Consider the following 673-nt stretch of genomic DNA (forward strand, 5'->3'; position numbering starts at 1 on the left):
CTTTATCAGATTCAAATCGAATTAAACAAAAGTGACAAAAAGGGAACACTGCATGATATTGCCTGTAAAAAAATTGGGGATAGTAAAATTAACAACAGTGAATATTACGCATTCTTTAAAGAACTAACACAGCAATTGATTAATAGCAGTAATGAACAAGACAAAGAAAACGTAAGAAAAATTCAGGGAATTCTAGAGAACTTCTTAAGCTTATTTGAAAAAAAGCATAAAGGTGATAATTAATGAGAATAAACGCAATTGATCTTTTTTCAGGATGTGGAGGCTTAACCGAGGGTTTAGAGCAAAGCGAAATAAATGTGGAATATGCAATTGAACTGGATAGAAAAATATCAAATATTTATGCTACAAATCATCCGAATGTTAAAATAATTAATTCAGATATTCAAAAGGTAACAGACACAACATTTAAGCAAATGGAAAATGTAAATTTAGTTGCTGGTTGTCCCCCATGTCAGGGATTCACACAAATGAATCGAAATAATAAACGATCTAACTACAAAGACAGCAGAAATATGTTAATTCAAGAATATTTAAGAGTAGTTAAGATTATATCTCCTGAATTTATTATGATGGAAAATGTTCCGCAAATTGTTCATTTTAATAAATTTAAAGAAATGCTTGTTGCCCTAAAACGATGTGGTTATTTTTTAGA

Annotated in this window: 2 protein-coding genes; both read left to right on the forward strand. The window is 29.6% G+C overall.

The genetic code is table 11. The features are described 5' to 3' along the window. Positions 1-243, forward strand: a 243-nt coding sequence (locus HMPREF0519_RS13975) for a hypothetical protein (protein ID WP_003636966.1), incomplete at its 5' end; no start/stop codon positions are given. After that, on the forward strand, positions 243-673 hold a 431-nt coding region (locus HMPREF0519_RS12720; protein ID WP_003636968.1), incomplete at its 3' end, for a DNA cytosine methyltransferase. The genes HMPREF0519_RS13975 and HMPREF0519_RS12720, both read left to right, overlap by 1 nt.

This window comes from Lentilactobacillus hilgardii DSM 20176 = ATCC 8290, assembly GCF_000159315.1.
GTDB lineage: Bacteria > Bacillota > Bacilli > Lactobacillales > Lactobacillaceae > Lentilactobacillus > Lentilactobacillus hilgardii.